Origin of the sequence: Haloarcula sp. JP-L23, from assembly GCF_011602445.1 — an archaeon.
Classification (GTDB): domain Archaea; phylum Halobacteriota; class Halobacteria; order Halobacteriales; family Haloarculaceae; genus Haloarcula; species Haloarcula pellucida.
Map to the genome: position 1 here is coordinate 1213548 of NZ_CP050014.1, position 17874 is coordinate 1231421.

The 17874-nt window shown below is 64.7% G+C and carries 17 protein-coding genes and 1 pseudogene; 11 read left to right on the forward strand and 7 right to left on the reverse strand.

The features are described 5' to 3' along the window. The first annotated feature begins 20 nt into the window (after window positions 1–20). Window positions 21–623 carry a transcription antitermination protein gene (locus tag G9465_RS06190; protein WP_166968333.1) on the forward strand — a complete coding sequence of 201 codons (603 nt, stop codon included), beginning with the start codon at window positions 21–23 and terminating at the stop codon, window positions 621–623. Between the two features lie 19 nt (window positions 624–642). Here the strand turns inward: G9465_RS06190 and G9465_RS06195 are convergent. After that, window positions 643–927, reverse strand: a pseudogene (locus G9465_RS06195) (ATP-binding cassette domain-containing protein); the annotation flags it as partial. Between the two features lie 160 nt (window positions 928–1087). On the opposite strand from G9465_RS06195, the gene G9465_RS06200 reads away from it, so the two are divergent. Continuing rightward, window positions 1088–1441, forward strand: coding sequence for a helix-turn-helix domain-containing protein (locus G9465_RS06200; protein WP_166968334.1), 354 nt, complete (start codon window positions 1088–1090; stop codon window positions 1439–1441). A gap of 1 nt (window position 1442) precedes the next feature. On the opposite strand, the gene G9465_RS06205 is transcribed toward G9465_RS06200, so the two are convergent. Further along, window positions 1443–2759, reverse strand: coding sequence for a ribonuclease R family protein (locus tag G9465_RS06205; RefSeq protein ID WP_166968335.1), 1317 nt, complete (start codon window positions 2757–2759; stop codon window positions 1443–1445). Window positions 2760–2834: 75 nt separating this feature from the next. Then, window positions 2835–3119 carry a hypothetical protein gene (locus tag G9465_RS06210; RefSeq protein ID WP_166968336.1) on the reverse strand — a complete coding sequence of 95 codons (285 nt, stop codon included), beginning with the start codon at window positions 3117–3119 and terminating at the stop codon, window positions 2835–2837. A gap of 159 nt (window positions 3120–3278) precedes the next feature. Here G9465_RS06210 and G9465_RS06215 point away from each other — a divergent pair, with 159 nt between their 5' ends. From G9465_RS06215 to G9465_RS06230, 4 genes are all read left to right on the forward strand, one after another. Next, entirely contained in the window at window positions 3279–4859 is a 1581-nt protein-coding gene (locus tag G9465_RS06215) for a bacterio-opsin activator domain-containing protein (protein ID WP_166968337.1), read from the forward strand. A 261-nt stretch (window positions 4860–5120) separates the two neighbouring features. Further along, a complete protein-coding gene (locus tag G9465_RS06220; protein ID WP_166968338.1) occupies window positions 5121–6092 on the forward strand; it encodes a phytoene/squalene synthase family protein in 972 nt (323 codons plus the stop codon). Window positions 6093–6126: 34 nt separating this feature from the next. Continuing rightward, a complete protein-coding gene (locus G9465_RS06225) occupies window positions 6127–6852 on the forward strand; it encodes a lycopene cyclase domain-containing protein (RefSeq protein ID WP_166968339.1) in 726 nt (241 codons plus the stop codon). Further along, window positions 6843–7877: a Brp/Blh family beta-carotene 15,15'-dioxygenase gene (locus G9465_RS06230; protein ID WP_166968340.1), complete on the forward strand. Its 1035-nt coding sequence runs from the start codon at window positions 6843–6845 to the stop codon at window positions 7875–7877. The genes G9465_RS06225 and G9465_RS06230 overlap by 10 nt, the downstream gene beginning before the upstream one ends. 93 nt (window positions 7878–7970) lie before the next feature. On the opposite strand, the gene G9465_RS06235 is transcribed toward G9465_RS06230, so the two are convergent. The 4 genes from G9465_RS06235 to G9465_RS06250 form a co-directional block, all read right to left on the reverse strand. Continuing rightward, on the reverse strand, window positions 7971–8561 hold the full coding sequence (locus G9465_RS06235; RefSeq protein WP_166968341.1) for a 50S ribosomal protein L15e: 591 nt from the start codon (window positions 8559–8561) through the stop codon (window positions 7971–7973). 747 nt (window positions 8562–9308) lie between these two features. Next, on the reverse strand, window positions 9309–10076 hold the full coding sequence (locus G9465_RS06240; protein ID WP_166968342.1) for an IclR family transcriptional regulator: 768 nt from the start codon (window positions 10074–10076) through the stop codon (window positions 9309–9311). 296 nt (window positions 10077–10372) lie between these two features. Continuing rightward, a complete protein-coding gene (locus tag G9465_RS06245; protein WP_166968343.1) occupies window positions 10373–11404 on the reverse strand; it encodes a galactitol-1-phosphate 5-dehydrogenase in 1032 nt (343 codons plus the stop codon). Window positions 11405–11682: 278 nt separating this feature from the next. Further along, window positions 11683–12459 (reverse strand): SDR family NAD(P)-dependent oxidoreductase, encoded by a 777-nt coding sequence (locus G9465_RS06250; RefSeq protein ID WP_166968344.1) that lies wholly within the window; start codon window positions 12457–12459, stop codon window positions 11683–11685. 124 nt (window positions 12460–12583) lie between these two features. On the opposite strand from G9465_RS06250, the gene G9465_RS06255 reads away from it, so the two are divergent. The 5 genes from G9465_RS06255 to G9465_RS06275 all read left to right on the forward strand — a co-directional run bounded on the left by G9465_RS06255 (window position 12584) and on the right by G9465_RS06275 (window position 17873). Beyond that, entirely contained in the window at window positions 12584–14032 is a 1449-nt protein-coding gene (locus G9465_RS06255) for an extracellular solute-binding protein (protein ID WP_166968345.1), read from the forward strand. 44 nt (window positions 14033–14076) lie between these two features. Further along, a complete protein-coding gene (locus G9465_RS06260) occupies window positions 14077–15009 on the forward strand; it encodes a carbohydrate ABC transporter permease (RefSeq protein ID WP_166968346.1) in 933 nt (310 codons plus the stop codon). Then, window positions 15009–15884, forward strand: coding sequence for a carbohydrate ABC transporter permease (locus G9465_RS06265; protein WP_166968347.1), 876 nt, complete (start codon window positions 15009–15011; stop codon window positions 15882–15884). Before G9465_RS06260 ends, G9465_RS06265 begins: the two co-directional genes overlap by 1 nt. A 91-nt stretch (window positions 15885–15975) precedes the next feature. Next, complete coding sequence (locus G9465_RS06270) at window positions 15976–17148, forward strand: ABC transporter ATP-binding protein (protein ID WP_166968348.1); 1173 nt, start codon at window positions 15976–15978, stop codon at window positions 17146–17148. Window positions 17149–17219: 71 nt separating this feature from the next. After that, a complete protein-coding gene (locus G9465_RS06275) occupies window positions 17220–17873 on the forward strand; it encodes a class II aldolase/adducin family protein (protein ID WP_166968349.1) in 654 nt (217 codons plus the stop codon). Window position 17874: the final 1 nt, after the last annotated feature.

Below are 17874 nucleotides of genomic sequence, written 5' to 3' on the forward strand. Positions count from 1 at the left end.
GAGCGTCCCTCAGCGGTGGTATGGACGCCGCCGAGACACTCGATGCCGTCCGCGAGAAGGCGGGAACTGAACTGGACCGACTCGGCTCGGACAAACTGCTCATCGCGGCCACCGGCGCCGACCTGACGCCGGTGGCCGTTCGCGAGGCGGCGGTGACTCGCGAAGTCGGCGTCGCGGACGGACTCTCGGGCTGGGCCGACGACGCCGACGGGGCCGCCAGTGAGGCGTTCGCGACTGCCGCCGGGGCCGCCCGTGACCGCGCCGACCGTATCGACGCCGACCCCGGCGACCCCGACGCACTCGCCGACCATCTCCAGACGGTGGCGTCGACGGACGCTCGCGTCGGAGCGGGCCTCGTCGCCGTCCCGCTGATCGCCGACCGGTTCTACCTGCAGGTGGTGAACTTCTTCGTCAACGAGGCCGACGAGGCCGGGGCCGACACGTTCCGCGACCTGCGGGCCGACGCGAGCGATCTCGACCCCGCGCGTGACGCACTATCGACGCTCGACGACGAGGGGCGCGACGTGGCCCGTGACGCCGCGGTGGGGGCTATCGAGGCCGCGTACGCGGACTACGCCGAGACGTTGGAGGGGATGGGACTGGACCCAAAGCCAATCTGTTGACTCAGTGGTGCCGGTAGGTGGCGACGCGGTTGGCCGCGTACAGGACGCCGACGGTGTCGGCGAGTTCCTCGACGACCGACAGGATGTGCGCCGAGAGGAAGACGGTCGTCTCGGCGGCCGCCACCTCGCTGATGGTGTCACACGCCGTCCGGGCCGCACACGGGTCCAGTCCGCTGGTCGGTTCGTCCAGAAAGAGGACGCTTGGCTCGTGTAACAACGCCTGTACGAGACCGAGTTTCTGCTTCATCCCCTTCGAGTACGTATCGACCCAGGGGTTCGCGTCGTCTGCGAGGTCGAAGTCGGCTATCGAGACGGCGTCGCCGTAGCGTTTCGTCAGTCAGCCGGCGACTATTGCCGGTGCTGGAGGGCACATAGTTTCACTGCCGCCTCGGGGTTCAATAGGTTTTGTCCACCGGACGGTTGCCAGTATCTATATTATCCACCCGTCTGAACGCGGAGGCAGTATGACCGATGGGGACGCGTCCTGCGGGCAGACCAGTGATAGTCGGCAACTCCGCCGCGCCACGGCGATTCTCGGCAGGAAGTGGCATCCGGTATTGTTGCACACGCTCATCGTGGACGGGCCGCTCGGGTTCAACGACATGAAGGCCCGCGTCGACGGCATCTCCGATAAGGTGCTCTCGGAAGCGCTCGACGACCTGCAGGAGTCGGGGCTGGTCGCTCGTGACGTCATCGACGACAAACCGGTCCGCGTCGAGTACTCGCTGACGACGGCCGGAGCGGACCTCGGCCCGATTATCGACGCGCTCCAGTCCTGGAGTCGCGATCACCTCACCGAGGGACAGCCCCCGACGTAGCTCAGTCCTCGGACTCGATAACTTCCAGACCGCGGTTGTTCACCGCCGCCGCGTCCAGACCGATCTCCTCTAGGAACTTCTTGTACTCGCGTTCGCACTGCTCGGCGTCTTTCTGCCGGTCGCTGGCGCGGTCACACAGTGCTACGAGGTCCTCGGGTACGTCGTTGGTGTAGACGATCCAGTGGTTGATGAGGTCCGAGAGGCGGCGGATCGGCGAGGTGAAGTGGCCGTAAATCTCGAAGTTCAGGGCGTGGTGACCGCCGAAGGGGTCGTTCATGTACTTCGCGCGGGGCATCACCTTCATGACGGCCCACTGAATCTTATCGAGTTGGCGGCCGGGGGCCTGTTCGAGGGTAGCGTTGACGGCCTTCCGGGGGTCGTCCCACGTCGACCCGGGGATGGAGACGCCGTCGAGATCCTGAATCTCGACGAGTGCTTCGTCCCACTCCTCGGGGCTCGGCTGGGGGTGGACGCGGTACATCGCCTCGACGCCGCGGTCCCACATCAGTTCGTGCGTGACGGCCTTGTTGGCCTTCAGCATGCACTCCTCGATGATGGTGTGGGCGCGGTCTCTCGCGGGGTTGAGGACGAGCGACCCGTCCTCCTTGCGCTGTTCGTGCATCCGGTCGGCCAGTTCCCAGATGAGTTCGGTCTTCTCTGCGAGGTCGACGCTCGTGTCTTCGAGCAGGTCGTCGGCCGTCTCGGGGTCGTCGAGCAGGTTCTCGGCCTCCGTGTAGGTGAGGCGGGCGTCGCTCTCGATGACGGACTTGTATATCTCGATGGTCTCGTAGGAGAGGTTCTCCTTGTCGAGGTGCATCTCGACGGTGTGGGCCAGTCGGTCCTCGTTGGGGACGAGCGAGCACACCGTCTCTGCGAGGACGGGCGGGAGCATGTGGATGGTGTAGCCCGGGAGGTAGACGGTGTTGCCCCGTTCGACGGCTTCCGCCCACATCGCGGTGTCGGGGTTGACGTAGTGGGTCACGTCGGCGATGTGGACCCACAGCACGTACTCGTCGTCTCGCTCTTCGACCGAGATGGCGTCGTCGAAGTCCTGGGCGTCGATGGGGTCGGTCGTCCACGTCGTCATCTCGCGGAGGTCACGGCGCTCGTCGACCTCGTCGGCGATCTCCTGCTGGACGTCCTGCGTGCGCTCTTTCGCCTCTTCGAGCACTTCCGGCGGGAACTCGTCGCGGATACCGAACTTCTCGAACAACTCCTCGCGCTTGTTCTCCATGTGGCGGGCCATCTCCTCGTCGATTTCGACGGGGCCCTGCCCCTCGGCGGTGCCGGCCGCCGACTGGGCGTCTTCGGTGGTCATGCCCCCGGCTACGCCCACGGTGTAGTTAGGACTGTCGGGGTCAGAATCAGCACTCGCAACCGACCGTCTCGTCGCTCACTCGCGTTCGACGCCGTTCTCCTCGGCGAGTTCTCGGTACCGACGGAGGAACGTCTCTCGGTCAGTCTCGCCGGCCCCGGCGTCGTCGAGCGTCGCTTCGAGGTCGCCCCGTGGCTGATGGGACGTATCCGCGAAACACCCCTTACAGAGGTACTCGAACGCCTTGTCCCGGCGCTCCCATCGGTCCCCGTGCTTGTCGTACTCGCGGGCATCAGACCGGGCGAGGCGGTCACCGCAGGCGATACAGGTCACCGTCTCCCGGTCGCTCCGGGACCCGAACATACTCACCGGTAGCGGCTGGCATACTATAGTGTTTTCCGCACGGGCAAGCCCCAGTGTGGGCCACACCGATACCCATTCAGTTAGGGATTCCGGCCACACGTTTATCCACGAGCCTCCTCTATGAGTGGTAACGGCACGTCGTAGCCGAGACACTTGCGAATGAAGCCACCACAGACACTCGCGCACTCGACGCTCGATACGCTCCCCATCAACATCGCCGTCCTCGACGACGAGGGGACCATCCTCTTTACCAACCGGGCCTGGCAGGAGTTCGCCAGCGCCGACGACGGCGAGATGCAAGGGGTGAACTACTTCGGGACGACCGACGTCGACGCCGACGAGTACGCCGCGGAAGCCGTCGCCGGCATCGAGTCCGTTATCTCGGGCGACCGGGGCCTGTTCACGCTGGAGTACCCCTGCCACTCGCCGGACGAGAAGCAGTGGTTCCTGATGCGGGTCGCGCCGCTCCCCGAGGACGAGGCCGGCAGTGCCGTCGTCGCCCACATCGACATCACCCAGCGGAAACTCGCGGAACTGGCGGCCGAACGCCGCAGCGAGCAGTTGCGCGCCGAACGCTCGAACCTCAAACACCTCGTCGACAGACTGGACGGCCTCGTCACGGGCGTCATGAACGACGTGATGACCGCCGGGTCGCGGTCTGACATCCAGCAGGTCGTGGTCGACCGGCTAGCGGCCGTCGACTCCTACCAGTTCGCGTGGATAGCGGCGTTCGATTTGCGCGACGAGACGCTCCGGCCGGCGGCGCTGTCGACGGACCGGGACGCCGACCTCGCCGTCTCGCTGTCCGATGACGACCCCGTCGCTCTCGCGGCCCGAACCGAGGAGATTCAGGTCGCGACCGACGATATCGGCGAGCACCACCGCGAACTGGCCGGCGGCAACGTCGCGTCCGTCGCGGCCGTGCCGCTCGTCGCCGGTGAGTCGCTGTACGGCGTGCTCACGGTGTACGCCGACGAGGCCAGCGTATTCGACCCGCGCGAGCGAGCGGTACTCGGAGCGGTCGGGCAGGCCATCTCGACGGCCATCGACGCCACCGAGACCAGCAAGCTACTGACGACGGACAACGTCACGGAACTGGAACTGCAGATACGCGACGACGACATCTTCTTCGTCGCGCTGGCCCGGGAACTGGGCTGTCGGATGGAGTACGGCGGAAGCGTCGCCGACGACGAGGAGACGGTGATGTTCTTCCTCGTGGAGACCGACGACCCCTCGGCGGTGTGTGCGGCCGCCGCCGACCACCCACAGGTCACCGCCGTGACACACGTCTCGACGTCGGAGTCGGCGTCGCTGTTCGAGTTCTCGGTCGGCGACCCGCCGGTCGTCTCGCTGCTTGCCGACCGCGGCGCGGAGACCCGCGACATCACTGTGACGCCTGACCACGCCGTGTTCTCGGTGACGCTCCCGGCGACCACCGAGACGCGAAGCGTCGTCGAACACGTCCGCGACCGCTACCCCGGCACGGACCTCGTGGCCGTCCGCGAACGCGACGAGCCACCGGTCTCCCGGCAGGCGTTCCTCGCCACGCTGGAGGACCGTCTGACGAACCGACAGTTGACGGCCCTCAGGAAGGGGTATCTCGGCGGCTTCTTCGACTGGCCGCGAGACGTCTCCGGCGAGGAACTGGCCGATTCGATGGACATCTGCCCGTCGACGTTCCATCAGCACCTCCGTGCGGGCGAACGGAAGCTACTGGAAGAGATATTCGAGACGTGGTGAGCGACTGCCGGACAAACCGAGGGAAGCGACCGGCGTCCCGGGCAGTCCAAAGCAGTTGGGTACACAGTTTAAAGTTGTTCTCCGCCTATTTGTTTGTAGACGATGTGTCACTCCGAGCCGGGTCGTATCACGCAACCTACGCGAACGGTCGCGGCCGAGCCGACGCCTCAGACGGGTGAAACGGCTCGACAGTGGATCCGGTGTCGGTGCCTGTCGCGGGACCGACGTATCATTCGATGACCGACCTGTCGCCAGCACTCAATGCAATCTGACAATATCCGAACGAGCAAATCGATCCAACAGCAGACCGGCCGGACGTTCCACCTCGCGACCCGGGTTCTCCCGGAGCGGATTCGCTACCCGACCTACGTGATGTACGCCTTCTTCCGCGTCGCCGACGAGGTGGTCGACCAGCCAGAGGGCCCGCCGCCGAACGTCCAACACGAACGGTTGGAGACGATACGAGAGGCGGCACTGGGCAACCGCGACCCCGAGGACACCGACGACGGGGCCGTGCTGGCGGCGTTTCAGGAACTCCGCGAGGAACACGACATCCCCGACGAGGAGATAAACGTGTTCATCGACGCCATGGAGATGGACATCGCACAGGCCCGCTACGAGACGTTCGAGGACCTGCGAGGGTACATGCGCGGGTCGGCCGTCGCCGTCGGGAACATGATGACGATGGTGATGGACCCACCACAGAAAGAGGTGGCACTCCCCCACGCCGAAGCGCTCGCGGAGGCGTTCCAGTTGTCGAACTTCCTCCGGGACGTCCGCGAGGACATTCACGAGTACGGGCGGGTGTACCTCCCACAGGAGACGCTCGACCGCCACGGCGTCACCGAGGAGCAACTCGCGAACGCGGAGGTCGACGACGCCTTCCGCGCCGTGATGCAGGAGGAACTGGCCCGCACCGACGAACTGTACCGCGAGGGGGTCAAAGGAATCAGCTATCTCCCCGAGGACTGTCAGTTCGGCGTCCTGCTGTCGGCGGTGCTGTATGCCGAACACCACCGGCTCATCCGGAACCGCGGCTACGACGTGCTGACGGAGACGCCGGAACTCACCCGCCGCCGCCGGCTCTGGCTGCTCGCCCGGACGTGGTGGCACTGGCGGCGCAACGGTGACCCCGAAGCCACCTTCTACGCCGTCAGTGCCGTCTCCGAGCGAGGACCAGACACCGTTCCGACCGACGTCCACAGTCACGGCCGACCGACCTGGCGTGGATGAGCCGGCCGTTCCTGCTCGCCCCCTCGTCACACCGATGACCCCGAGTCTCACCTACCTGCAGTTCCACGCGGTACTGGTCCTGCCCGCGCTGGCAGGACTGGCACTCACCGCACGCTACCGACTGGCCAGCCGTCGAATCGTCCTCTCCGGGACGGCCCTGTTGGCGGCGCTGGCGCTCGTCTACACGACGCCGTGGGACAACTACCTCGTCGCCCGCGGTGTCTGGTGGTACGGTGAGGGCACGGTACTGACGCGCTTGTGGGCGGCGCCGCTGGGCGAGTATCTCTTCTTCGTCTTCCAGCCAGTCGGCGTCGGCCTGTGGGTCGCTCGCTACGGCGTCGATACGACGCGACCGCTCGCCATACCGGTGCCGACGCGGGCGCTCGGACTACTGGCTGCCGGCCTGGTCGCGGCCGTCGGCGTCGCGTTACTCGACAGTCCCGACGGCCTCTATCTCGGATCGTTGCTGGTCTGGAGCGTCCCCATCCTCGCTATCCAGTGGGCCTTCGGGTGGCCGTTCCTCGTCGCGGAGTGGCGTACCGTCGCCCTCGGGACGCTGGTCCCGACGCTGTACCTCTGGGTCGCCGACCGCATCGCGCTGGCACTGGGCGTGTGGACGCTGTCGGACCAGTACACGACCGGACTGGCGATACCCCTACTCGGCCTCCCCGTCGAGGAGGCCGTCTTCTTCCTGCTGACGTCGCTGTTCGTGGTACAGGGACTGGTCCTCTTCGCGTGGCTCTGTGACAGATGGGGGTGACCGACCGCCTCGCGGCCCCGGCCCGCGAGACGATTCGCCGGACCGTCTTCCTGCCTTCGTGGGTCGTTAGCGCCGCCCTCGCCGTCCCGTTTCTCGCCGGCCTGTCGGTCCCCCCGACACTCCAGTACGTCCCGTTGGTCGCCAGCGTCCTCGTCCTCGGCCTGCCCCACGGCGCGGTCGACCACCTCGCCGTCGCTCGCTCCCGGGGCGAGCGCCCGGACTGGCGGGCCATCGCCCGGGTGTTCGCGCTCTACGGACTCGTCGGCGGGGCCTACGCCGTCGGCTGGTTCCTCACACCGGCGGCGGCCTTCGTTCTCTTCATCGCCGTCACGTGGTTCCACTGGGGGCAGGGCGACCTCTACGCGTTGCGGGCGCTCGCCGACGCCGACCACCTCTGTTCGGTCCCCCAGCGAGCGACCACCGTCATCGTTCGCGGGGGCCTCCCGATGCTCGTCCCCTTGCTCGCGTTCCCGGGGTGGTACCGTCGGGTCGCCGTGGACCTCGTCGCTCTGTTCGCGCCGGGCGCCGTCGCCGCCATCGAGTGGGCGTTCCGCGCGGACGTCCGGGCGGCGCTGGCGGTCGCCTATGGGGCGCTCGTGGTCGGCACGCTCGCCGTCGGCTACGCCCGCGTGGACGACCCGACCGCGTGGCGCCTCGACGCCGCCGAGACGCTGGGCCTCACTGCGTACTTCGCTGTCGTCCCGCCGGTGCTGGCCATCGGCGTCTACTTCTGTCTGTGGCACTCGTTGCGCCACGTCGCGCGCCTCCTGCTGGTCGACGACGAGGCGACCGCGGCGCTCCGCGAACGGGACCCGGCGGCGGCGTTTACGCAGTTCGCCCGCGACGCCCTCCCGCTGACCGTCGCGTCGCTCCTCTTGCTTGCCGGCCTCTACGTGTTGGTCCCGAACCCGCCCGCGACGATACCGGAGTGGGTCGCGCTCTACCTCGTATTCATCGCCGTCGTCACCCTCCCACACGTGGTGGTGGTGACGGTGATGGACCGGGCGCAACGCGTCTGGGCGTAGTCAGGACAGGCCGCACAGGAGCAACGCGTCTGGGCGTAGTCGGACTGCACACCGACGGCTACCGGGCCCGAAAGAACGGAGAGAAATACCGCGTTACTTGCCCTTGCCGCGGTTGCTGCGCAGCGACGGGCGGGTCTTCTCGGAGCCGGTGCCCTTGCCGCTCAGACCGCGGTTGCGGCGGCCGGCACCGGTCAGACCGCGGAAGACGCGGTCGGTCTGGTCGTCCTCACAGATCCACGAGAGGTCGTCGTCGTTCTGGATGGCCGGGTGCTCGGGGTCGACGAGGATGACCTCGTGCCACTTCTGTCGGCCGTCCTGCCCGACGGAGTAACTGTTGAGGACGCGCAGGTTCGGGAACACCCGGGCGGCGCGCTCTTCGGCGACGCGCTGGATGTCCTTCCGACGGGTGATGCGGGTGACGCCCTGTCGCTTCGAACGCCGACCGGCTTTGTGACGTCGCTTTCGAGCGCCGCCCTTCCGGACGGACACTCGGGCGACGACGACGCCCTGCTTGGCCTTGTAGCCCTGCGAGCGGGCTTTGTCGAGGCGGGTCGGGCGCTCGATGCGCTCGACGGCGCCCTCGTCGCGCCACTCCTGCTGGCGCTGCCACTGCAGTTCTGCGAGTTTGCCTTCCTTGGGGCTCTGCCACGCGTCTCGGATGTACGAGTATGCACTTCGTGCCATTGTGGTTCACCACGGGCGTTGCGTGGTTCAAGTCGCGTTCGCGACTCACATCCCGACCTGCACATGCAGGTGCCCGCTGGCGCCCGTCGTCCAGCGAGTTACTACGGGGTTTTCGGTTCGCGCCCTTAAACCGTTCGGAGCGGACTCGTGCGTGCGGGTCGGTCACACCGACGACGGTGCAGGGGTCGATGCACCGGACCGAGACGATTCCACAAGCTGCTATCGAACGTACGGGTCGTCTCTCGTCTGGTCCGTCTGGAATCGAGTCCGACGAGTGTATCCGAGCTGTGGCTGTTCTCTTCGTCAGAAAGCGGTGGTACCGCCGGTTCTACCGATGAATCGCTACACAGAACGAGTCGAAACGTCACTCTCAGAGCGAAGGTGGCCATATCGCCCACTGATGATGATACTCACCCGGACTTTCTGGCCACCTACGGAAATAACACTACAGAATAGCGGTTTATACGGCTAAATATTGTGTCAAAGCTGGGAGATTCATGAATCTGCGCCGACAGTGGGTGTAATTGCCGAGATCTCGAACTATCTATCGCTTTTCTGGGAGTAGATACGTCGATTTCAGTAATACAGTGTGGATGTCGATTCGCGTGTCGTCTCGACAATCATATGTACGCTTGTTATCTTTGGGCGGATTGCAGTGACGCTCGCGACCCCGACGTGTCCGGCCGATAGGGGACGCATTGGATTCCATAACAAATATACACGCGTTATTATCGTCGTGAAAACAGGTCACCGGCTCGTCAGGGCGACCTGTATCGATTTCGCGGTGCTGAGGACCTGTCCGGCGATGTCCTCTTCGAGGTAGCGACCGTTCAGGCGCTCTACGGGACCGCAGACGCCGATAGCGGCGACGCGGTCGGTGTCGCTGGTCGACACCGCGGTGGCGACGCCGACGATACCCTCGTACTGTTCTCCTCTGCAGAATGCCACGGTGTCGTCTCGGACGCTCCGGAGCGCGGCCTTGAGTTCCGCGGGTTCGGTTATCGTCGCACTCGTCGGTGCGACGAGGTCCGCCGCGTCGAGAACGTCGTCGATACGGTCCTGGGGGAGCGACGAGAGGATAGCCTTCCCAGGTGCGTTTACGTGCAGCGGGAGCCGCTCACCCTCCCGGTATCGTGGCGACCACCCTTCGGTGGCCTCGGCGATGTATATCGGCACGCCCTCGGTTTCTTCAAGGACGAACAGGACAGACGTCTCCCCGGACGCCGCGGCGAGGTTGTCCAGTTGCTGGCGGGCGGACCGGTACACCGGTATCTTCGCTCGGGTTTGGGACCCGATGCTCAGGCTTCGAAGCGACGGTTCGTACCGACCCCCACGCTTGAGGACGTACCCGCGGCTACGCAGCGTCGAGAGGTGATTGTGGACCACGCTCTTCGAGACGCCGAGGCGGTCGGCGAGAGTCGTCACGCCCATCGGGTCCGGGGCGTCGGCGAGCATCTCCAACAGGTCCAGCGACGTCTCCGTCGCGTCGATGGTGTAGTCGTGTGTGTCGGCCATGTTCGTCGTGTACAGGCCCCACGGGTAAAACTCTGTTCGTTACAGAAGAACGGCACCGCCGCTGTGAACCAATACCACGGCCGTATCCATCACGAATTATCAGACATAATTGATTAGTTCTGCTAATCCTGGATGGAATATTCCCGTTCTGTAGAGAAGAACATCTCTGTGGTGGGTGTGCTCGATTCGGCCGTCTCCACCGGAGAGGCTTCGAAACGCCTACTGTGCCGACGTATGAATCACGAGCCCTCGTACGGTCGGCCGACGAACGGTACAGCCGGAAAAGTCGACGTCGGTCAGTCGCCGCCGGGGACGACGACTTTCTTGAGGCCCTCTGTATTCGCCATCCGTTCGAACGCTGACGGGAGGTCCTCGAGGCCGATACGCTCGGTGATAAGCGTCTCGGTATCGATGCGGTCGTGCTGGAGCAGCGTCACTGCACGCTCGAAGTCCTCGGTGTTCAACGCGAACGACCCGCGGTAGCCCACTTCGTCGAAGAAGATGTCGAAGGGACTGACCTCCATCGTGACCTCCTGGTCGGGGACGCCGAAGATGAGGGTCGACCCGCCTTTCGCCGTCACGGCGTTGGCCTGCCCGATGGTCGGGACGAGACCGATGGCCTCCGCACCGACGTCGACCTTACCGCCGGCCGCTTCGGGGATGGCCTCCTCGGGGTCTTCCTCGTTCGGGTCCACGACGACGTCCGCGCCGAGTTCGGCGGCGTGTTCGCGCCGTTCCGCGTCGAGTTCGGAGACGACGATCGGCGCGGCACCGGCGTTGCGGAACGCCTGCAGCAGCAAGAGACCGATGGGACCGGCGCCGATGATGGCGACGCTGTCGCCGGGGGTGAAGTCCACCTGTTGGACGCCGTGCAGACAGCAGGCCAGCGGTTCGGCGAGGGCGGCCCGTTCGAAGGACATGTCGCCGATGTGCTCGAGGCTGATGGCCGGGGCGCGGACGTACTCGGCGAACGCGCCGTCGAGTACCGTCTCGGCAGCGCCGCCGATGCTGGTGTTGTTGTCACAGAGGTGAGTCTCACCGCGCTTGCAGTACGAACAGGTGTTACACGGCACCGTCGGATTGATAGCGACCCGGTCGCCTGCTTCGAAGCCAGTGACGTCGCTCCCGACAGCCGCGACGGTGCCGGCCGCCTCGTGGCCCGGGACCACCGGCGTTTCGACGGGGAACGTGCCGTGGTACATGTGGTAGTCGGTCATGCAGACGCTGCAGGCACCGACCTCGACGACTACCTCGCCGGCCGCCGGTTCCGGTCGCTCCCGTTCCTGTACCTCTATCTCGCCGACGCCCGTCAGTGTGGAGGCACGCATTATCTGGACCTCCGGCTGCTTCGAGTGGTCGTTCGCGTGATGCGCTTCGAAGTGCGTCTATCTCGTATCATGGGTGCTCTCTCGAACTCGTTCGTGCTGTCTCGACGGTGGCGTGAACGACTCGCACACTGTCAGCGTCCGTCTCGTCGCCGATACCGGCGAGCCGATATCGTTCGGCACCGCCTCGGCTGGTCAGCGACGAGAGCTGTCCTTTCGGTCCAACGAGTCGGACTATCCGAGCCACGCAATAAATAGTTTTTGCTGGTCCCGCCGCGAGCCTACCGGTCGTCCAGCCGCCAGCTATCGATGGGGACCTGTCCGCCGTCGACGCGGAGTTCGTGGCCGTTGATGTAGTCGCTGGCCGGCGACGCGAGGAACACCATCGCGTTGGCGACGTCCTCCGGGTCGGCGAACCGACCGAGCGGGTTGTTGTCCAGTATCTGCTTGGTGACGGCGTCGCTGAACTCGTCTGTCATCCGCGTGTCCGCCCAGCCCGGCGCGACGGCGTTGACTCGAATCCCCTCGCGCCCGAGTTCCAACGCGAGGCTCTTCGTCAGTCCGAGTAGACTGAACTTGCCGACGTCGTACGCCGGCGACATGCCGACGGCGTTCTTGGTGTGGATCGAAGTGGTGTTGATTATCTTCCCGTACCCCTGGTCGACCATCCCGTCGACTACCTCGCGGATGCAGTTCAACGCGCCGTGGAGGTGGACGTCGAGGTTCAACTGGAAGGTGTCGTCGTACTGTTCGTCGAGGAAGGGGCCGGCATCGCCGACGCCGGCGTTGTTCAGCAACACGTCGATAGCGCCCAGTTCTTCGGTCGCTGTCTCGACCATTGCGGCGACTTCGGCGTCGTCACTCACGTCGGCGCCGATACCGACGGCGTCCGCGCCGCTGTCTCGAAGCTCGGCGGCGGTCGATTCCGCTACCTCGGTCTCGACGTCGTTGACGACGACGTCCGCCCCGTTCTGTGCGAACTTCTCCGCCGCTGCCTTCCCCATCCCTCTGCCGCTACCGGTGATGAGGACGGTCCGGTCTGTGAGATCGTAGTCCATACACCGCCGAAATTAATATCTACCCTATATATCTGTTTGGGTAGTGTGCACTCCTATAACGTACCCGACAGATGATTAAGTTTATTATCAATGGGGAATTTGGTGACGAAGGAGAGATACACCAATGGCAGACGACAGCGGCAGATCCCTGCAGAAAAGGCGTAAGTTCCTCAAAGCGACGAGTGTCGGCCTTCTCGGCGGTCTCGCTGGATGTACGCGAGGCGGTACCGGAGGTGGCGACGGATCGAGCGGGAACGGCTCGAGCGGTGACGGTTCCAGCGGCGACGGTAGCTCCGAGGAGGACCTCCCAATCCCGCTGAGCGAGTACGACAGCGCCGACATCGACTGGCAACAGTTCGAGGGCTCTTCGATCAACATCGGCGCGGTCCAACACCCGTGGGTGTCGGCAATCAAGCCGGCCATCCCGGTGTTCGAGGAACTCACCGGGATCGAGGTCCAGTGGAACATCCTGCCGGAAAACCAGTTCCGGACCAAGCGACAGACCGACGCAAGCACCGGTGCCGGGCAGTTCGACGTCTTCTTCATGGACCAGGTCGTCAACCAGTTCCGTGAGGAGGGCTGGCTCCAGCCGCTCGACCCGTACTTCAACGACGGGAGCATGTACGACGAGAGCTTCTACAAGCCCGACGACCTCTTCGAGTCGTCGCGCTGGCAGGCCCACGGTGGTGGCTACAGCGACAAATGGACTGGACTGCCCATCACGGTCGAGGTCCAGACCCAGTTCTACCGCCAGGACCTCTACGACAAACACGGTCTGGAGGTGGCCGAGACGTGGCAACAGCACCGCGAGAACGCGAAGGTCATCCACGAAGAGGAGTCCGACATCGTCGGCACGGCCGGCCGTGGGCAGAAGGGCTACGGGATGAACATCTACATCCTGAACACGCTCCTCCGCCAGACGGGGTCCAAGCTCTGGACCGACTTCCCGAACGACTCGGGACTCGACACCGACGGCGTCGCCAAGGCAGCAGAGTACTACACGAGCCTGCTCCAGGACTACGGTCCGGACGGCGCGTCGACCCAGACCTGGTCGGACGTCCTCGCGACGATGCAGGAGGGCCGTACCGGCCACATCGTCGCCGACGCCAACATGTTCTGGGGCGGCCTGACCAACGACGAGTCCAGTGTCAAGGACACCGTCCAGATCGCGAAGGTTCCCAAGCCGGAAGGCGGCGAACTGAACCCGAACGCGTTCAACTGGCAGATCTCCACGTCGAAGAACGCCTCGAACTCCAAGCAAGCGTTCCTGTTCATGATGTGGGCGACGTCCCCACCGACCGACCTCTGGATAAACACGGAGAGCAGCGGCGTGTTCTCGGTGCGTGAGTCCACCTGGGAGAACGAAGACTACATCTCGAAAGTCGGCGAGGACTACGCATCGGTCTCGCTCGAATCGCTCAAGGTCGCTTCGCCCGACCCGTTCGACCGCAAGTACCCCGAGTGGGGCCAGCGCTACTCCGAGGAACTCCAGCGGGCCATTGCCGGCCAGAAAGAGGCTGCGAAGGCGATGAAGGACGCCGCTGCGGCCGCCGAAGACATCTACAGCGGCTGAGGTCAAGCACTATACCCGCCACGGGTTACATTTTCCAACACATCATGAGTACACCAACGCAAACTGAAACGACCAACACACAAGGTCTCGCCAGAGTCCGGGACCTGTGGAACGACTACCTCCCGTACTGGTTCATGGCACCGATGGTGCTGGTGATGGTAAGTATCACCTTCTTCCCCGGTGCCTACGACCTGTACCTCTCGCTGATCAAAGAGCCCACGCTGAACGTCTTCGCGGCCGAGTTCGTCGGCCTCGATAACTACCGGACGGCGTTCACTCGGGGTGGCGCGTTCCACTCGTTCGTCATCACGGTCACCGTGGTCGTGAGCGCCCTGTTCCTCGAGAGCGTGCTCGGATTCTTCCTGGCGGCCTTCGTCGCCGGCGTCGAATCCACGCGGATGAAGTCGTTCTACCGAGTCCTGTTCATCCTCCCGATGGCAGTCGCGCCCGTCTCGCTCGCGACCATCGGTCGACTGATGCTGAACACCGAGATCGGGATCATCCCGTACGTCATCAACACGGCGACGCCCTTCACCGCGCCGGCGTTCCTCTCGGACCTGCCGCTGCTGACCGTCATCTTGCTGGACACGTGGAACTGGACGCCGTTCATGTTCATCATCTTCTACGCCGGCCTCTCGTCGGTACCCGACACGCTCGTTGAGGCGTCACGGGTCGACGGCGCGCCGCTGTGGCGGCGCTACGTCCACGTCATCATCCCGTACATGAAGCCGGTGGTGTTCGTCGCCGCCCTCATCAGGCTGATCGACCTGTTCCGGACGTTCGGTGTCGTGTACGGCCTGACCCAGGGCGGTCCGGGGACGGCCACCCAGCTCGTGAGTATCAACATCTACGAACAGATGTTCATCAACAACCAGGTAGGCGTGGCGGCCGCAATCGCGGTCGTGTACCTCGTCTTCGTCATCGCCATCGCGAACATCGTCATCGCGAAGGTCGGCTTCGAGGGGGTGTGGGACTGATGGCTACGCAGGACGTCGAACCGGGTTCGGCCCAGCGGCTCGATAAGGACACGCGGGAGACGCTCGTGACGGTCGTTCGACACGCTTTCCTCCTCTCGTGGTCGTTCGTCGTGTTGTTCCCGCTGTACTGGCTGGCCTCTATGTCGCTGAAGCCGCCGGGACAGGCGAACTCGCTCCCGCCGGACTGGCTCTTCCTGCCGACGGTGTACAACTACATCCAGCTCGCCCAGCAATCGGACTTCGTCGGGGCGTTCGTCAACAGTCTCGTCATGGTCGGGGCGTCGGTCGTCCTCGTCCTGCTCATCGGCGTGCCAGCTGCGTACGTCCTCTCGCGGTACGACATCCCGATGGAGCGGGACGTACTCGTGTGGATTCTCTCCTCACGGATGCTCCCACCCATCGCCGTCGTGCTCCCGTTCTTCATCATCTTCAGGGAGCTCAACCTGTTCGACACCCGTATCGGGATGGTGCTGATGTACATCAGCATCAACCTCTCGCTGGTCGTGTGGGTGATGAAGGCGTTCTTCGACGGCATCCCCGAGACGCTGGAGGAGGCCGCACGCGTCGACGGCGCGACCCAGTTCCAGGGCTTCCGGAAGGTCATCCTGCCGGCGGCCAAGCCCGGCATCTTCTCGGTCGCCATCATCAGCTTCATCTTCGCGTGGATCGAGCTGCTGTTCGGGCTCGTGCTGACGAGTTTCGAGGCGGTGCCGGTGACGCTGTTCGTCTACTCGTTCATCGGCTCTCGGTCCATCGAATGGTCGATGCTCGCGGCCGCGTCGATGTCGATGATCATCCCCGTGGCGATATTCCTCATCGCGGTCAACAAGTACCTCGCTGCCGGTCTCAGCTTCGGTGTGGTGATCAAAGAATGAGTACGATTCCAGACGGACGGCAGGCATCGCTCGCGAACCACGCCCTCACAGCGGGGTTACATTCACGTAGCTGCACACAGGAGATACAATAATGGCTAGAATCACAATCGACGACGTAACGAAGCGGTTCGGTGACGGCGACGATTCGGTCGTCGCGGTCGACGACGTGTCCCTGGACATCAGAGACGGTGAGTTCGTCGTCTTCGTCGGGCCGTCGGGAAGCGGAAAGTCGACGCTGATGCGAATCGTCGCGGGACTCGAAACACAGAGCGAAGGCGACATCGAAATCGGTGACGCCTTGGTCAACCAACTCGGCCCGCGTGCACGGGACATCGCGATGGTGTTCCAGAACTACGCGCTGTACCCGAACATGACCGTCGAGGAGAACATGTCGTTCGGGCTGAAGATGTCCACGGACATGTCCGACGAGGAGATCGAGGAGACGGTCACCTCGGCCGCGGAGATGATGGACATCGACAAGCTGCTCGACAATCGCCCCGGCGAACTCTCCGGTGGCCAGCAGCAGCGTGTCGCTCTCGGGCGCGCTATCGTCCGTGACCCGAACGTCTTCCTGATGGACGAGCCGTTGTCGAACCTGGACGCGAAGCTCCGGGCGGAGATGCGCACCGAGATCAATCGGCTGCAGAACGACCTCGGCGTCACCACGCTCTACGTTACCCACGACCAGACGGAGGCGATGACGATGGGCGACCGACTCGTCGTCCTCAACTACGGCGAACTGCAACAGGTCGGCACGCCGCTGGAGTGTTTCTACCGGCCGGCCAACCAGTTCGTCGCCGGCTTCCTCGGATCGCCCTCGATGAACTTCTTCGAGGGGGAGGTCGAAGGTGGGACGCTGCGTGCCGACGGGTTCGACTTTGACCTGACCGAACGGATGCAGACGTCGGTCGGCGACCGGAGCGCACTCGTCCTCGGGGCACGGCCCGAGGACATCTCACTGCACGACGAACCCGTGACCGACCACGAGTTCGAGGCGACCGTCGACGTCGTCGAACCGATGGGGAGCATCTCCTACGTCTACCTGCAGGCGGTCAACCAGAGCCACGAGCAGACGTTCATCGTCGAGATCGACGGCCAGCGCCCCATCAGCGAGAGCTCCCGGGTCTACGTCGAGATTCCCGACGAGGACGTCCACCTCTTCGACGCCGCCTCCGGCGAGACGATTCACCAGCGGAAACTGGACTCGGACGCCGAAGTCGCCCTCGAAGACGGGATGCAGACCGTCAGTAGCTCCTCGGACTGACTCCCGAGACGGGAGCAGTCTCGCCGTCGCACGTATCACCGGCAGAGTATCCGCGATTCCACACACGACACATGTCATCACAGAACTTATCGTACCACGAGACGCGTAGTGCCATCTGCGAGTACGGCCGGAGCCTGCTCGACGACGACCTGACGACCGGGACGGGCGGCAACCTCAGCGCCCGCCTCGACGAGGACCACGTCGCAATCAGTCCCTCGGGCATCCCGTACGCGGACATCGAACCCGCAGACGTGCCCGTCGTCCACACCGACGGGACCGTCGTTGAGGGGGATGTCGACCCCTCCACCGAACTGCCGATGCACCTCGAGGTGTACGACCAGCGCCCCGACGTCGGCGGCGTCGTCCACACGCACTCGCCGTACGCGACCACGTTCGCGTCGCTCGGCGAAGCGATTCCGGCCTCCCACTACCTCCTCGCGTTCACGGGTTCTGAGGTGCCAGTCGCCGAGTACGAGACCCACGCGACGCAGGCCCTCGGCGACGCCGCCGTCGACGCCCTCGGCGAGGACTACAACGCGACGCTGCTGCGGAACCACGGCGTCCTGACCGCCGACGGCTCGCTGGAGGACGCCTACAACGTCGCGCTGATGGTCGAGTACTGTGCCCGCATCCACTATCAGGCCTGCGCCATCGGTGACCCCGAGATTCTGCCCGACGCCGAGATCGACCGCCTGCAGGGGAAACTCGACAGCTACGGGCAGTGAG

What these genes read in the sequence shown, in the direction of transcription:
- G9465_RS06190 (WP_166968333.1), top strand. Translation starts at nt 21, where the DNA reads ATGGACGCCGCCGAGACACTCGATGCCGTCCGCGAGAAGGCGGGAACT.
- G9465_RS06200 (WP_166968334.1), top strand. Translation starts at nt 1,088, where the DNA reads ATGACCGATGGGGACGCGTCCTGCGGGCAGACCAGTGATAGTCGGCAA.
- G9465_RS06205 (WP_166968335.1), bottom strand. Translation starts at nt 2,759, where the DNA reads ATGACCACCGAAGACGCCCAGTCGGCGGCCGGCACCGCCGAGGGGCAG.
- G9465_RS06210 (WP_166968336.1), bottom strand. Translation starts at nt 3,119, where the DNA reads ATGTTCGGGTCCCGGAGCGACCGGGAGACGGTGACCTGTATCGCCTGC.
- G9465_RS06215 (WP_166968337.1), top strand. Translation starts at nt 3,279, where the DNA reads ATGAAGCCACCACAGACACTCGCGCACTCGACGCTCGATACGCTCCCC.
- G9465_RS06220 (WP_166968338.1), top strand. Translation starts at nt 5,121, where the DNA reads ATGCAATCTGACAATATCCGAACGAGCAAATCGATCCAACAGCAGACC.
- G9465_RS06225 (WP_166968339.1), top strand. Translation starts at nt 6,127, where the DNA reads ATGACCCCGAGTCTCACCTACCTGCAGTTCCACGCGGTACTGGTCCTG.
- G9465_RS06230 (WP_166968340.1), top strand. Translation starts at nt 6,843, where the DNA reads ATGGGGGTGACCGACCGCCTCGCGGCCCCGGCCCGCGAGACGATTCGC.
- G9465_RS06235 (WP_166968341.1), bottom strand. Translation starts at nt 8,561, where the DNA reads ATGGCACGAAGTGCATACTCGTACATCCGAGACGCGTGGCAGAGCCCC.
- G9465_RS06240 (WP_166968342.1), bottom strand. Translation starts at nt 10,076, where the DNA reads ATGGCCGACACACACGACTACACCATCGACGCGACGGAGACGTCGCTG.
- G9465_RS06245 (WP_166968343.1), bottom strand. Translation starts at nt 11,404, where the DNA reads ATGCGTGCCTCCACACTGACGGGCGTCGGCGAGATAGAGGTACAGGAA.
- G9465_RS06250 (WP_166968344.1), bottom strand. Translation starts at nt 12,459, where the DNA reads ATGGACTACGATCTCACAGACCGGACCGTCCTCATCACCGGTAGCGGC.
- G9465_RS06255 (WP_166968345.1), top strand. Translation starts at nt 12,584, where the DNA reads ATGGCAGACGACAGCGGCAGATCCCTGCAGAAAAGGCGTAAGTTCCTC.
- G9465_RS06260 (WP_166968346.1), top strand. Translation starts at nt 14,077, where the DNA reads ATGAGTACACCAACGCAAACTGAAACGACCAACACACAAGGTCTCGCC.
- G9465_RS06265 (WP_166968347.1), top strand. Translation starts at nt 15,009, where the DNA reads ATGGCTACGCAGGACGTCGAACCGGGTTCGGCCCAGCGGCTCGATAAG.
- G9465_RS06270 (WP_166968348.1), top strand. Translation starts at nt 15,976, where the DNA reads ATGGCTAGAATCACAATCGACGACGTAACGAAGCGGTTCGGTGACGGC.
- G9465_RS06275 (WP_166968349.1), top strand. Translation starts at nt 17,220, where the DNA reads ATGTCATCACAGAACTTATCGTACCACGAGACGCGTAGTGCCATCTGC.